Below are 14,536 nucleotides of genomic sequence, written 5' to 3'. Positions count from 1 at the left end.
ATCAGTTACGCAGGGCGTTATTCACCAGGCGCTCATCTTCCGCCTGGCATACCGCTGCGGTAAACAGCACATCGGTGGAGGAGTTAAGTGCCGTTTCGCAGGAATCCTGCAATACGCCGATAATAAAGCCGACCGCTACCACCTGCATCGCCACATCGTTGGAAATACCAAACATGTTACAGGCCAGCGGGATCAGCAGCAGGGAACCGCCCGCCACGCCGGACGCGCCACAGGCACAGAGCGACGCCACCACGCTCAGCAGCAGCGCCGTTGGCACATCAACCGTAATGCCCAGCGTATGCACTGCCGCCAGTGCCAGCACGGTAATGGTGATTGCCGCGCCCGCCATGTTAATGGTGGCACCCAGCGGAATAGAAACCGAATAGGTATCGCGGTCAAGATTCAGCTTCTCACACAGCGCCATGTTCACGGGAATATTCGCCGCTGAACTGCGGGTGAAAAAGGCGGTGACGCCGCTTTCACGCAGGCAGGTAAAGACCAGCGGGAACGGGTTGCGGCGGATTTTCCAGTACACCAGCAGCGGGTTAACCACCAGCGCGACAAACGCCATGCAGCCCACCAGCACCACCAGCAGTTGCGCGTAACCTAACAGCGCGCCAAAACCGGATGTCGCAAGGGTCGAGGAGACGAGGCCAAAAATACCGATCGGCGCAAAGCGGATCACGATCCGCACCATAAAGGTGACGGCGCCTGCCATATCCTGCACCAGATTTTTGGTGCTCTCGTTACTGTGGCGCAGCGCAAAACCCAGCCCCACGGCCCACACCAGAATGCCGATGTAGTTCGCGTTCATGATTGCCGTCACCGGATTGGCGATCATGCTAGTCAGTAAACCGCGCAGCACTTCGACAATGCCGGATGGCGGCGTGACATCATTGGCGCCCGGCACAAGCTGGAGCGTCGAAGGGAAGAGAAAGCTGGCCAGCACGGCGGTCAGCGCGGCAGTGAACGTGCCTAACAGATACAGCACCAGCACCGGGCGCAGATAGGTTTTTTGCCCTTGTTGATGACCTGCGATGGAGGCCATCACCAGCATCAGCACCAGTACTGGTGCCACCGCTTTTAACGCGCTGACGAACAGCGTACCCAGAATGCCGGTCGCAATAGCGGCGGGCGTCGAAATCCACGCCAGTAAAATACCCAGAATTAAACCAATAAGAATCTGTTTCACCAGGCTGCCATCAATCAAGCGTTGCAGTAACCCGGTGGAGCGGTGCGTTGTCATGCCATGTTCCTTTCGTGTTGTGGAGTTGCATCCCGCATGTCTTTTTGGGCGACATTTGTCAGGATGTAACATTTGTTTGCAGAAAGCAGTATATGGACTCTGCGGCAACAAGAAAGGGGAGAAGAATAACTTTTCCAGCCTGGCGCGGCTTTTTGATTTTTTGTGTTAACGTTTTGTGATAAAGGCGACAAGGCTGATGAAATGACCGCTCTGCGCACTGGCAGAGCGGCCATTTACGGCTTACGCCCTGTTTTTCTTGTCGTGCTGGTGGTTAACCCACGCGTTGAGCAGCATGGTCAGCACGAGGATGCCGCCTACCACGCCAAGCGAGACGGCGATCGGAATATGGAAGAAATCGACAATCAGCATCTTGATGCCGATAAACACCAGAATGACCGACAAACCATATTTGAGCATCGAGAAACGCTCCGCCACGCCCGCCAGCAGAAAATACATCGCACGCAGGCCCAGAATCGCAAACAGGTTTGAGGTCAGCACGATAAACGGATCGGTGGTCACGGCAAAAATAGCCGGGATACTGTCGACCGCAAAAATCACATCGCTCAATTCGACCAGAATCAGCACCAGCAATAATGGCGTCGCGAACAGCAGGCCATTTTTGCGCACGAAAAAGTGCTCATTTTCGATGGTATCGGTCATGCGTAAATGGCTGCGCAGCCAGCGCACCAGCGGTTTGTCGCCGATGCCGGTTTCATCCTCTTTCGCCAGCGCCATTTTCACGCCGGTAAACAGCAGGAACGCGCCAAAAACATACAACAGCCACGAGAACTGGGTGATAAGCCAGCTGCCAGCGAAAATCATAATCGTGCGCAGCACAATCGCGCCGAGCACGCCGTAAACCAGCACCCGGCGCTGCAACGCGGCAGGCACGGAGAAGTAGCTAAACAGCATCAGCCAGACGAAGACGTTATCGACCGCCAGCGCTTTTTCAATCAGATAACCGGTGAGGAACGCCAGCGCCTGCGTGTCGGCAACAGCGCGTCCTTCGGTTTGCGTGAGATACCACCAGAAGGCGGCGTTGAACAGCAGGGAGAGGCTGACCCAAACCACAGACCAGGCGGCCGCCTGCTTCATGGTCATCGTATGGACGCCGCGACGCCCCTGAAGCAGAAGGTCGACGGCCAGCATAATCACGACCACAATCGCGAAGCCGCCCCATAACATCGGTGTACCGACAGTATTCATTGTGTGAATCCTTACCTAAAAACAAAAACGGCTAACGTCGGAAGAGGTTAGCCGTTTGCTTTAGGTGCAATGGATCCTCGCCTTCCGGCAAGGTCTCACTTACGTCTGTGAAGACGCCCGGCGACCGGATGCATATACGCATCGTAATGACGATCCACCGGCAATGAAGTTACTCCCCTTTGCAGGTAACAAAATATGTCAGCATATTGATTCCGTCAATGTGAAGCCATCTATGCTTTACGAACCTTTACGCCGGCAGCTGTTCGCCGATGTCATCCGCCGGGAAAACGACGCCGATCTGGCGGCGAATTTCGGTCAGCAGTTTTGCCGTGACCCGGCTTACGTCCAGCCCAGGGTGGTTGACTTCGTTCTCTTCCACCAGGCGGGCAAAAGTTTCCGCTTCATACAGCATGGTATTGATGTGCTGCGGCTGTGTCAGTTCCTGCGCTTTGCCGCCGCGCGGCACGAACGAGACTTTCTGGCATTCGGAGATTTTCTCGATCACCAGCGATCCGGCCTCGCCCTGAATTTCGCTCGGCAGCACGGAATCACTCACTTTCGAGTGTTGCAGCGTGACGCTGAAATCACCGTAATCCATCACCACCACGCCGTGGGCATCCACGCCGCTTTCCAGCAGGCTGGCGGTGGCCTGAACGCTGTGCGGCTCGCCCCACAGCGCCACGGCGGACGCCAGGCAGTAGAAGCCAATGTCCATAATCGAGCCGTTGGAAAACGCCGGATTAAAGGTATTCGGGTTTTCTCCGTCCAGGTAACGCTGGTAGCGCGACGAATACTGGCAGTAGTTGATAAAGGCTTTACGGAGCTTGCCCGCTTTGGCCAGCGTTTGTTTCAGCAAAATAAAATTCGGCAGGCTGGCGGTTTTGAACGCTTCAAACAGCACCACCTGATTTTCCCGCGCGCAGGCGATGGCCGCTTCCACTTCACGCAGGTTGGAGGCCAGCGGTTTTTCGCAGATCACATGCTTTTTGTGACGCAGAAAAAGCTGCGTCTGTGGGAAATGCAGGGAATTCGGGCTGGCAATATAAACCGCGTCAATCGCATCGCTTTGTGCCATATCTTCAAGCGAGGTAAACAGATGTTCGACCGGGTAGTCGTTGGCGAACGTTTGCGCCTGTTCAAGGCTGCGGGAAAAAACGGCGGTGAGTTTATATTTGCCCGTTTCATGGGCGGCATCGACGAACTGGCGGGTGATCCAGTTCGTACCTATGACAGCGAAACGTATCATACAGGCGCTAATTCTCCGTAAGGGGGTCTTCGATCACTCTAGCACGACGAGATGACAAAACCAGTGCACTGCCCCGCACAAGCACAAAAGGTGATGGCGAAAATCTCACCCGTTACGATCCAGCGTCAGATGCGTTAGCCACAACCGCGTATCAAACTCGAGCTGGTGGTACTGCGGCTCCATATAGCAGCACAGCTGGTAGAACGCTTTGTTGTGATCTTTCTCTTTCAGATGCGCAAGTTCGTGAACCACGATCATCCGCAAGAAGGCTTCTGGCGCGTCGCGAAACACCGTGGCGACGCGGATTTCCGCTTTGGCTTTTAATTTGCCGCCCTGGACGCGGGAGACCGCCGTATGTAAGCCGAGTGCATTGTTTAACACATGGATTTTGCTGTCATACATCACCTTATTCACCGGCGCGGCGTTACGCAGATACTGATTTTTCAGCGTTTGCGTATAGTGATAAAGCGCTTTATCGGTGGTGATGTCGTGGCTTTCCGGATAGCGCTTTTGCAGCACCTCGCCCAGCCGGTTCTGTTCAATCAGGGCGGTAACCTGCGTCAGCAGGGATTCAGGGTAGCCCTGAAGATAGGTCAGCTTGTTCATGGCGAAATGTGTTTACATCTCCGGATAATTAAGCGATAAAACGCGCGAATTTTAGCATTGCGGAGGGGCGATGAGCCAGGTTGAGTTAAACGGACAATCATTCACTTTAGACAGATTCCCTGTCGGCGTGGAAGAGGCGTCGCTACAGGCGTGGGACGCGGCGGATGAATATCTGCTGCAACAGGTGAATGAGGTCGATGGCCCGGTTCTGATTTTTAACGACAGCTTCGGCGCGCTGGCCTGTGCGCTGGCGTCGCATCGCCCGGTTTCCGTCAACGACTCCTATATAGCAGAGCTGGCGACACAGCATAACCTGCGCATTAACGATCTGGACGAAACCGCCGTCACGCTGCAAGACAGCCTGCACCCGCTGCCTGCAAACCCGGCGTTAGTGCTGATTAAAGTGCCAAAACAGCTGGCGCTGCTCGAGCAGCAACTGCGCGCGCTACGCGAGGTTGTCACGCCGAGCACGCGGATTATCGCCGGGGCGAAAGCGCGCGATGTCCACAACTCGACGTTAGCGCTGTTTGAAAAAATTCTCGGGCCGACCACCACCACGCTGGCATGGAAAAAAGCCCGGCTCATCAACTGCACATTTAACGCGCCTGCGCTTGAGGAGAGTTCTATGCTCGCCAGCTGGAAGCTGGACGGCACGAACTGGACTATCCATAACCATGCCAATGTCTTTTCCCGCAGCGGGCTGGATATTGGCGCGCGATTTTTCCTGCAACATCTGCCGGAAAACGTGGAAGGTGAGATGGTTGATTTAGGCTGCGGCAACGGTGTGATTGGTTTAAAACTGCTGGCGCAAAACCCGAACAGCCGTGTGCTGTTCGCCGATGAGTCGGCGATGGCGGTGGCTTCCGCGCGGCTGAATGTGGAAGCGAACCTGCCACAAGCCGTTGAACGCAGCGAGTTTATGATCAATAACTCGCTGTCCGGCGTGGAGCCGGACAGGTTTGATGCAATCGTGTGTAACCCGCCGTTCCATCAGCAGAGCGCGATTACCGATCATATTGCCTGGCAGATGTTCAACGATGCGCGTTTTTGCCTGAAATATGGCGGCGAACTGCGCATTGTCGGCAACCGCCACCTCGACTATTTCCGCAAGCTAAAACGCGTATTTGGCAACTGCGAAACCCTCGCCACTAACAACAAGTTCGTGGTGCTGAAAGCGGTGAAAGTGCGTAAGAAACGCTAATGGAAAGTGGCCCGCTTTGCGGGCCACTTTGTTATCCATAGAAAACTTCCAGCCAGGCTGGGGGGGCGGAAAGCTTTAAGCCAGTTATTTTAAATTGCCAGCGCCAGTTTTGTCCCTTGCGCAATCGCCCGGCGGGCATCCAGCTCCAGCGCCACATCGCAGCCACCTATCAAATGCACTGTTTTGCCCGCTTCACGCAGCGGTTCCGCCAGCTCGCGTTTTGGCTCCTGGCCTGCGCAGACCACCACATGATCAACAGCCAATAGCTGAGGTTCACCGCCGATCAACAGGTGCAACCCGGCATCGTCAATCTTTTGATAACTGACCGCCGGGATCATTTTCACGCCACGCGACAGCAACGTGGCGCGGTGGATCCAGCCGGTGGTTTTCCCCAGACCTTCACCAGGCTTGCTGGCTTTACGCTGCAACATCACAATGCGGCGCGGGCTTTTCGGCAACTGCGGTCCTTCCGGGCGCAGACCGCCCACTTCATTCAGGCTGGTATCAATTCCCCATTCCACACAAAATTCGGCGATGTTCTGGCTGGTTGGTTCGCCCGGCTGGCTTAAATACATTGCGGTATCAAAGCCGATCCCGCCGCAGCCAATAATGGCCACACTTTCACCCACCGGTGCTTTATCGCGCAGCACATCGAGGTAGTTCAGCACTTTTGGATGGTCGATCCCGTCGATCGGCGGCATCCGCGGTTCAATGCCGCTGGCAAGGATCACCTCGTCAAACCCCAGTAGGGTGGCCGGATCGACGCGTTGATTCAGGCATAACGTAACGCCGGTCAGATCGATCATCCGTCGGTAGTAACGCAGCGTTTCGTAGAACTCTTCTTTGCCGGGGATCTGTTTGGCGACATTAAACTGCCCGCCGATCTCCGCCTGGGCATCAAACAGCGTTACGCCATGCCCGCGTGCCGCGGCATTAATGGCGAACGCCAGCCCGGCAGGGCCTGCGCCGACCACCGCCAGGTTTTTCTTTTGCACAGCCGGAAGCACTGGCATTAGCGTTTCATGGCAGGCGCGGGGGTTAACAAGGCAGGAGGTGACTTTACCGGCGAAGATCTGATCCAGGCAGGCCTGGTTACAACCGATGCAGGTATTGATCTCATCCGCGCGACCATTTTGCGCTTTCGACACAAACCCGGCATCGGCCAGAAACGGGCGCGCCATCGATACCATATCGGCATCACCACGCGCGAGGATCTCGTCGGCCACCCCAGGATCGTTAATGCGGTTGGTGGTAATAAGCGGCACCTTCACTTTGCCTTTCAGCTTGCGCGTTACCCAACTGAATGCGCCGCGCGGCACCGGCGTGGCAATGGTCGGGATGCGCGCTTCGTGCCAGCCAATACCGGTATTAATCAGCGTCGCGCCTGCGGCTTCCACCGCCTGCGCCAGCGCGATGGTTTCTTCCAGCGTGCCGCCGCCTTCGACCAGATCCAGCATCGACAGGCGGTAGATAATAATAAAGTCGCTGCCGACGCGCTCGCGCACGGCACGCACCACTTCCACGGCAAAGCGCATACGCCGGGTATAATCGCCGCCCCATTCGTCCTCACGGTGATTGGTGCGCGCGGCGAGAAATTCGTTAATCAGGTAGCCCTCAGAACCCATCACTTCAACGCCGTCGTAACCGGCCTGCTGTGCCAGCGCAGCGCAACGTGCGAAATCATCAATCAGCGTGAGAATTTCATCATGGCTCAATTCATGCGGCGTAAAGCGGTTGATCGGCGCCTGTAACGCCGATGGCGCGACCAGCTGCGGCTGGTAGCTGTAGCGTCCGGTGTGCAGAATTTGCAGGGCGATCTTGCCGCCTTCCTGATGCACCGCTTCAGTGATTTGCCGGTGATGGGGAAGCTGGCTGGTATCGTTCAGCACCGCGCCGCCCTCCATGGTGACGCCGGAAAGTGCGGGCGCAACCCCGCCGGTGACTATCAGCGCGACGCCATGACGGGCGCGTTCAGCATAGAATGCCGCCAGCCGCTCTGCGCCGTCCGGGCGCTCCTCCAGCCCGGTGTGCATCGAACCCATCAGCACACGGTTTTTTAGCGTGGTAAAGCCCAGATCGAGTGGGGTGAACAGCGACGGGTAATGGCTCATGCTCTCTTCCAGTGTAAAATTATTGTTATGTGGTCGGATGAGTTCTACTTTAGCCGTCGCGGAAGAAAAGGGAAAAGGCGGAGCGAATGATTGTGATGGGATTCAAATATCCCTCTCCCGCAACGGGAGAGGGAAAAGCGCGTCAGGCGCCGGTTGTCAGGCCGGGTGCCTGCCACAGGGATGTGGTTAAACCGCTGTCGACGAGGCCGAGTTGTTCTGCGTAGATTTTCTGCCACTTCAGCATCATGGTGTCGTACAGCTCGCGATGTTCCGGGTTCGGCGTAAATTCCCGGCTCCAGCGCACCAGCCGCTCGCCGGTGGCTGCCATGTCGTCATACAACCCGGCACCCACACCCGCGGCGATGGCACAGCCCAGCGCGGTGGCCTCTTTCACTTCCGGCACGCGTACCGGCAGGCCCGTGACATCGCTTAAAATCTGGCTCCACAGCGCGCCTTTCGCACCGCCACCGGCGAAGACCAGGCTGTCGAACTGCACGCCGGAAAAGCGTGAAATCTGCGCCAGATTGCAGGCGGAAACAATGGCGGCGTTCTCTTCCAGCGCGCGGAACAGCGTGGCTTTGTTGCATTTTTCCGGGTCGATGGAGAGGTTAATAAACGACGGTGCGGCGTGATACCACTGCTTGAAGTGCATGGCGTCGGAGAAAATGGGCATTACGCCCCATGAACCCGCCGGTACCCGGCCTGCCATCTCTTCCAGTAAGGTGTAGGCGTCAATGCCCATCCGCTCGGCAATCAACTTTTCTTCGGCGCAAAACGCGTCGCGGAACCAGCGCATGGTCAGGCCGGTGAAAAAGCTTATCGACTCCGCTTGCACCATGCCTGGAATGACATGCGGATTGACGCGGATATTCATTTCCGGGTCAGTGCGCACTTGCGGCAGGTTCACCACTTGCTGCCAGAATGTACCGCCGAGCACGGCGGTTTGTCCGGCGCGCACCACGCCAAGGCCAAGGCTGCCGAGCTGTACATCACCGCCGCCCATCACTACCGGCGTGCCTTCGCGCAGACCGCACTCTTGCGCCGCCTGGTGAGTGACTTCGCCCAACAGGCTGCCGGTCTCTTTCACCGGTGATAACAGATCCGGGCGTAACCCGGCCATATCCAGTAAGTCGGGCCGCCAGTCGCGCGTGAAAAGATCGAGCATACCGGTGGTGCCGGCATTGGAAGGATCCACCGCTAACCAGCCGGAGAGGCGCGAGGCCAGCCAGTCGCTGATCATGGTGATGGTGGCGGTATCGCGGTAAATGTCGGGGCGATGATGCGCCAGCCACAGCAGACGCGGCATGGCGCTGAGCGCCAGCGTCTGCCCGGAAACGCTGTAGACTTCGGCTTCAAACTGCCAGTCATGGATCTCTTTTAACTCGGCGACTTCATGGCTGGCGCGGGAATCCACGTTGGCGCACGCCCAGATGGCGTCGCCATTATTGTTATACAGCACAATGCCTTCGCGCATGGAGCAGCAGGCGACTGACTGGATATCCGCGCCGCTCAGACCGGCGGTTTTCAGCGCCTGGCGGATGCACTGGCAGGCCAGTTGCCAGTTGGTGTTGAGGTCGAACTCCATTGAGCCGGGGACGTTTTCCACGCTGAGGTGTTTCCACTCGGCCTGGCCGACGGCAATTTGCCGCCCGCTTAAGTCGAAGATCACTGCCCGAATGCTGCCAGTCCCTGCATCTAACGCTAAAAGGTAACTCATGGGTTTTGCCCCCTCGCAAGCATCATAGATAAAACTGTGATCCTCGTACGGTCGTAAATATAGTTCAGCGCCTACGCTTTTGAACATTCATCAGTCACAAAATCACTTGTTCTATCACAGCTTTTTGCGGGAGGCAGGATGGCGGATGTAGATGACATCAAAGATGGCAAAGACTTTGGCCTGGGCACCGCGCAGCAAAATGTGCCTTTCACCCTGAAGGGCTGCGGTGCGCTGGACTGGGGCATGCAATCGCGGCTGGCAAGGATCTTTAACCCACAGAGTAACCGCACGGTGATGCTGGCCTTCGATCACGGCTATTTTCAGGGACCGACGACCGGGCTTGAGCGTATTGATCTATCGATTGCGCCGCTGTTCGCGCAAACCGATGTGCTGATGTGTACGCGTGGCATTTTGCGCAGTGTGGTGCCGCCCGCCACCAATAAACCGGTGGTGCTGCGCGCCTCTGGCGGCAACTCAATCCTCGCAGAACTTTCTAACGAATGCGTTGCGGTGGCGATGGAAGACGCGCTGCGGCTCAACGTCTGTGCGGTGGCGGCGCAAATCTACATCGGCAGTGAGCATGAACACCAGTCGATTAATAACATCATCAAGCTGGTGGACGCGGGCAACCGCTACGGTGTGCCAACGATGGCAGTGACCGGAGTGGGTAAAGAGATGACGCGCGATGCGCGTTATTTTTCGCTGGCCAGCCGTATCGCCGCCGAAATGGGCGCGCAGTTTGTGAAAACCTACTTTGTGGAAGAGGGGTTCGAAAAGGTCACCGCCAGTTGCCCGGTGCCGATCGTGATTGCTGGCGGGAAAAAGTTACCCGAGCAGGAGGCGCTGGAGATGTGCTTCCGCGCCATTGATCAGGGCGCGTCGGGCGTGGATATGGGGCGCAACATTTTCCAGTCCAGCGCGCCGCTCGCCATGCTCAAGGCGGTGAAAAAAGTGGTACACGAGCACATGCACGCCCGTGAGGCGTACCAGTTCTGGCTGGAGGAAAAACAAGGAGAGCAACCATGAATGTGACGCTGGTGGAAATCAATATCAAACCGGACAGAGTAGATGAGTTTTTACAGGTCTTTCGTGCCAATCACGAAGGCGCTATCCGCGAGCCGGGGAATCTGCGTTTTGATGTATTACAGGATCCGAAAGTGAAAACCCGCTTTTTTATTTATGAAGCGTATCAGGATGACGCCGCGGTCCAGGCGCACAAGGAGACACCGCACTACCTGGCGTGCGTGGAGAAGCTGGAAGAACTGATGTCGGAGCCGCGCAAAAAACGCAGCTTTATTGGTTTACTGCCGAAGTAAACATCCGCTTTCATGGCAGCATTGATTGCGCCTGAAAGCGCATACCGCACCTGCAAAAGACATTTCTGCGAGAGTGTGAAATTGCAAGACAGCAGGGCAGAAAACCAGAGCGTGTTGATGATCCCGGATTTTCTGTGAGCAATAAAAAACCCTCTCCCGCCGGGAGAGGGTTTTATGCGTCTGTTTACGCCAGTTCTTCAGAAACACGCAGGGCCGCCAGCGCATTAGCTGCTGCTTTTAGCACCTGCTCACACTGTTCAATCGTCAGCGTCAGCGGCGGTTCGATACGAATGGTTTTCGCGTTATTGAGCGTTCCGGCAACCAGCACACGCTGGCGGAACATCTCACTGGCAAAGTTGTAGCCCGTTTCGTTATCGACAAACTCAATTGCCATCAGCATCCCGCGACCACGCGCATCCTGCACCAGATCCGGATATTGACGCACCAGCGCGCGGAAACCGTCCAGCAACATGTCGCCTTTCTGCTCCGCCTGAGCGGGCAGGTTCTCTTCCAGCAGCACATTGATGGTCGCCAGCGCGGCCGCACAAGCCAGCGGGTTGCCGCCAAAGGTGGTGGTGTGCAGGAATGGGTTATCAAACAGCACCGAGAACACCTCTTCGGTAGCGACAGTCGCGCCAATCGGCATCACGCCGCCGCCCAGCGCTTTCGCCAGGCACAAGATGTCTGGCTGCACGTTTTCGTGTTCGCAGGCGAACATTTTGCCCGTACGCCCCATGCCGGTTTGCACTTCGTCAAAAATCAGCAGCGCGCCAAACTCATCGCACAGCTTGCGTACCGCTGGCAGATAACCGGCTGGTGGTAAGATCACGCCACCTTCCCCCTGGATCGGCTCCAGGATCACGGCGGCGACATCATCACCGGTTTTCCGGCATTCGCTAAGCAGCGTACGCATCGCGTCGATGTCGCCAAACGGTACATGACGAAAGCCCGGCAGCAGCGGCATAAACGGTTTGCGGAAGGTCGATTTTGCCGTTGCCGACAACGCGCCCAGCGATTTACCGTGGAACGCGCCGCTGGTGGCGACAAAGGTGAATTTACCGCGCGGTGACTGGTAGGCTTTCGCCAGTTTTAGCGCCGCTTCGACGGACTCCGTGCCGCTGTTGCTAAAGAAGCTGTATTTCAGTTTGCCAGGCGTCAGTGCCGCCAGTGTTTTCGCCAGCATGGCGCGTAACGGGTCGAGCAATTCCTGGCTATGCAGAGGTTGTTTTGCGAGTTGATTCTGTACGGCGGAAACCACAACTGGATTACGGTGCCCCACATTGAAAATTCCAAACCCACCCAGACAATCTAAAAACTCCTGCCCCTGGGTGTCGACAAGCGTGTTCAAACTGCCAGCTTGCCACTCTACGGCTCCGTAATCCCCGCCGGCGGTAACAGATTTTCGATACTCTAAAAACCCCGGATTGACATGCTCTTTAAAGTAATCCACCACCTCTCGGTTTAATGCTTTCATCTCCTCATGGTTGAGCGTTCGCTTTTCAATGAGATTCAGTGCGTGAGCGCTGCACGCTAATGCCGATGCGCTGGAAGGTAACCTGTTCAAAATGGGCTCCAGGGACTCGCGTATCACATGATACCGATTTAAGTATTGCAGGGATTACGCCACTTCGGTGCGGGGAGCATAAATCGGGATAAATGCCAGGGGAAAATGAAGGCGCACAAAATTTAATCATGCCGTCCCGTTAATATTTTGTATCTTTTGTGGTTAAAAATCATTCATTGCGGACGGAGAGATGGCTAAGTTGCGCCAATATAGTGCAATAAATGCGCGGTAATGATGCATTCTCATGAGGGAATCGTGATGGTAACGCTGCGAAATTATTAATAATCATAGGGTTAACGAGCCCACGAAAAACAGGGTTTTATTGCAAATTGCGATCTAAATCAAATTTAACAACTAAAGATAAACCCATTATCGCCGAAATAACATTCGCAGTAATTTTTAACAGCAATATAACCTGCATAGGACGCAATCATGTCTTCTCCTCCTTATGTCAGCCAACAGCGCTTTATGCTGGAGGATGACACCACGCTGATGTCGACAACTGACCAGCAAAGTTACATCACCCACGCCAACGACGCGTTTATCCATGCCAGTGGCTACTCCCACAGCGAGTTGCTCGGCCAGCCCCACAATCTTGTTCGCCACCCGGATATGCCAAAAGCGGCTTTTGCCGATATGTGGTACACCCTGAAACAGGGCGAGCCGTGGAGCGGCATCGTCAAAAACCGGCGTAAAAATGGCGATCATTACTGGGTGCGAGCCAATGCTGTGCCGATGGTGCGCAACGGCAAAGTCACCGGCTACATGTCGATTCGCACCGAGGCGAAAGATGAGGAGATCGCCGCCGTTGAACCGCTGTACAAAGCGTTAAATGAAGGGCGCTGCAACAAACGTGTCTATAAAGGCCTGGTCATTAGCAAGCACTGGTGGGGAAAACTGGCGGGCATGCCGCTACGCTGGCGTGCGCGCAGCGTCATGACGTTGTTGTGGGCTGCGCAATTTGCTGGATTATGGTTCACCGATGCAGGCGGCCTGGCGCTGGCGGTGAGCACGCTGGCGATGTTGCTGGGCTGCCTGGCATTTGAGTGGCAAATCGTTCGCCCGGCGGAAAACGTGGCGCGTCAGGCGCTGAGTGTGGCCACCGGGGAACGCAATAGCGTGCAACCGTTGAACCGCAGCGATGAGTTGGGGCTGACATTGCGGGCGATCGGGCAACTGGGGCTGATGTGCCGTTGGTTGATCAATGACGTTTCAACCCAGGTTCACAGTGTGCGTAGCGGCAGTGAAACGCTGGCGAAAGGTAATGAAGATCTTAATGAACGCACGCGCCAGACGGTGGTGAATGTGCAGCAGACGGTTGCCACCATGAGCCAGATGGCGGCATCGGTACAAAACAACTCGCAAACAGCATCGGCGGCAGACGAGCTCTCCAGCTCCGCCAGTAGCGCCGCCACGCACGGCGGTAAGGCGATGGAGACGGTGGTGAAAACCATGGACGAGATTGCCGATAGCACCGGGCGTATCGGCTCTATTACCAAGCTGATTAATGACATCGCTTTCCAGACCAATATCCTGGCGCTGAATGCCGCGGTAGAAGCGGCCAGGGCAGGCGAGCAGGGCAAAGGGTTTGCGGTCGTGGCGGGTGAAGTTCGCCACCTGGCGAGCCGCAGCGCCAGCGCGGCGAATGATATTCGTAAGCTGATCGACGCCAGTGCCAGTAAAGTGCAGTCTGGTTATGACCAGGTGCATGCCGCAGGCCGCACGATGGAAGATATTGTTAATCAGGTACAAAACGTCACTGCGCTGATCGGCCAGATTAGCCAGTCGACATCGGAGCAGGCTACCGGGCTTTCTGAACTGACGCGCGCAGTGGCGGAACTGGATGCCATCACGCAGAAAAACGCTGGTTTGGTAGAGGAGAGCGCGGCGGTTTCGGCAATGGTTAAACATCGCGCCGCCCGCCTGCAGGATGCCGTCGCCGTTTTGCACTAACAGTTTACGTTGCTCTTAAAAAACCACTGGCCGCGCGCTGGTGGTTTTTTATTGGTAAGCGCTTGATTTCTGCCATTTCATGTAAGTGCGATATATATATTTTGTTAATTTTATATTAAGCACAGTTCGCATTGTGAAGTATTAATATATTTTCGCGCCTCTTATTTTATGCAGAGTTAAATCTGATGTAGCGATATTAATATGCCCTGCGCTAATCTTTATTTTCGTATATATAACGATCGATTGATCATTATTAATAGTTGATTGCTATCAGAAAGTTCATTAAGTAACTAAAAAAACGATCAAACTCATAAAGTTAGCGCTAACGTTACCGATAACGGCTAGTGGCTGCATTCTTTTAATTTGCGCC

General features: G+C 55.7%; 11 protein-coding genes. 4 read left to right on the top strand and 7 right to left on the bottom strand.

The features are described 5' to 3' along the window. Position 1: 1 nt before the first annotated feature. The 4 genes from sstT to H650_RS11145 form a co-directional block, all read right to left on the bottom strand. A complete protein-coding gene (gene sstT, locus H650_RS11160; RefSeq protein ID WP_020455373.1) occupies positions 2–1,246 on the bottom strand; it encodes a serine/threonine transporter SstT in 1,245 nt (414 codons plus the stop codon). Positions 1,247–1,486: 240 nt separating this feature from the next. After that, positions 1,487–2,452 carry a TerC family protein gene (locus tag H650_RS11155; RefSeq protein WP_020455372.1) on the bottom strand — a complete coding sequence of 322 codons (966 nt, stop codon included), beginning with the start codon at positions 2,450–2,452 and terminating at the stop codon, positions 1,487–1,489. Positions 2,453–2,699: 247 nt separating this feature from the next. Beyond that, on the bottom strand, positions 2,700–3,698 hold the full coding sequence (locus tag H650_RS11150; RefSeq protein WP_020455371.1) for a Gfo/Idh/MocA family protein: 999 nt from the start codon (positions 3,696–3,698) through the stop codon (positions 2,700–2,702). A 105-nt stretch (positions 3,699–3,803) separates the two neighbouring features. Then, positions 3,804–4,304, bottom strand: a complete 501-nt coding sequence (locus H650_RS11145) for a M48 metallopeptidase family protein (RefSeq protein ID WP_020455370.1) — start codon at positions 4,302–4,304, stop codon at positions 3,804–3,806. A gap of 70 nt (positions 4,305–4,374) precedes the next feature. Between H650_RS11145 and rlmG the strand changes: the two genes are divergently transcribed. Continuing rightward, positions 4,375–5,505, top strand: coding sequence for a 23S rRNA (guanine(1835)-N(2))-methyltransferase RlmG (gene rlmG / locus H650_RS11140; protein WP_020455369.1), 1,131 nt, complete (start codon positions 4,375–4,377; stop codon positions 5,503–5,505). Positions 5,506–5,594: 89 nt separating this feature from the next. Here the strand turns inward: rlmG and H650_RS11135 are convergent, their stop codons facing one another. Both H650_RS11135 and lsrK read right to left on the bottom strand, forming a co-directional pair. Continuing rightward, positions 5,595–7,616, bottom strand: a complete 2,022-nt coding sequence (locus H650_RS11135; RefSeq protein WP_020455368.1) for an NADPH-dependent 2,4-dienoyl-CoA reductase — start codon at positions 7,614–7,616, stop codon at positions 5,595–5,597. A 142-nt stretch (positions 7,617–7,758) separates the two neighbouring features. Beyond that, positions 7,759–9,333, bottom strand: a complete 1,575-nt coding sequence (gene lsrK, locus H650_RS11130; RefSeq protein WP_020455367.1) for an autoinducer-2 kinase — start codon at positions 9,331–9,333, stop codon at positions 7,759–7,761. A gap of 138 nt (positions 9,334–9,471) precedes the next feature. Here lsrK and lsrF point away from each other — a divergent pair, with 138 nt between their 5' ends. Both lsrF and lsrG read left to right on the top strand, forming a co-directional pair. Continuing rightward, the gene (gene lsrF / locus H650_RS11125) at positions 9,472–10,359 is read left to right on the top strand and encodes a 3-hydroxy-5-phosphonooxypentane-2,4-dione thiolase (RefSeq protein WP_020455366.1); all 888 of its coding nucleotides are present in this window, start codon (positions 9,472–9,474) and stop codon (positions 10,357–10,359) included. Next, positions 10,356–10,649: a (4S)-4-hydroxy-5-phosphonooxypentane-2,3-dione isomerase gene (lsrG, locus tag H650_RS11120; RefSeq protein WP_020455365.1), complete on the top strand. Its 294-nt coding sequence runs from the start codon at positions 10,356–10,358 to the stop codon at positions 10,647–10,649. Before lsrF ends, lsrG begins: the two co-directional genes overlap by 4 nt. A gap of 184 nt (positions 10,650–10,833) precedes the next feature. Here lsrG and ygjG read toward each other — a convergent pair whose 3' ends face one another. Continuing rightward, positions 10,834–12,213: a putrescine aminotransferase gene (gene ygjG, locus H650_RS11115; protein WP_189660106.1), complete on the bottom strand. Its 1,380-nt coding sequence runs from the start codon at positions 12,211–12,213 to the stop codon at positions 10,834–10,836. Between the two features lie 432 nt (positions 12,214–12,645). Here ygjG and H650_RS11110 point away from each other — a divergent pair, with 432 nt between their 5' ends. Next, positions 12,646–14,166 (top strand): methyl-accepting chemotaxis protein, encoded by a 1,521-nt coding sequence (locus tag H650_RS11110; protein WP_020455363.1) that lies wholly within the window; start codon positions 12,646–12,648, stop codon positions 14,164–14,166. Positions 14,167–14,536: the final 370 nt, after the last annotated feature.

This window comes from Enterobacter sp. R4-368 (assembly GCF_000410515.1).
Classification (GTDB): domain Bacteria; phylum Pseudomonadota; class Gammaproteobacteria; order Enterobacterales; family Enterobacteriaceae; genus Kosakonia.
This window is presented reverse-complemented; position numbering and strand designations above follow the sequence as displayed.